This window comes from Stenotrophomonas sp. SrG (genome assembly GCF_050031795.1).
Classification (GTDB): Bacteria; Pseudomonadota; Gammaproteobacteria; order Xanthomonadales; family Xanthomonadaceae; genus Stenotrophomonas; species Stenotrophomonas rhizophila_A.
Window position 1 is genome coordinate 1 of the sequence record NZ_JBNBBE010001822.1, and the last position, 229, is coordinate 229.

Here is a 229-nt window from a genome sequence, read left to right on the forward strand (position 1 = left end):
TAGCGCTGCCATGCTGGTTGCGCTCGGCCTGTCGGCCGCCTCGCTGCCTACCGCCTTCGCGGCGGTGTAAGACTTCGATGCGAGCGAGACCGTCACCGATCCGCGCGCTTATGTCGATGGTTTCCGCGTCGGCCCGAACGGCGCGGGGGAAGTCCAGCTGCGCAACGGCGGCACGTACACCTCCAACGGCCTGGTCTCGCAGGGTACGCATGCCGGCAGCAATGGCGAA

At 67.7% G+C, this 229-nt stretch carries 1 protein-coding gene; it reads right to left on the reverse strand.

All coding sequences use genetic code 11. The features are described from left to right. The coding region (locus ACQG3P_RS25500) for a hypothetical protein (protein WP_426806598.1) at window positions 1-211 on the reverse strand (211 nt) is incomplete at its 3' end. Window positions 212-229: the final 18 nt, after the last annotated feature.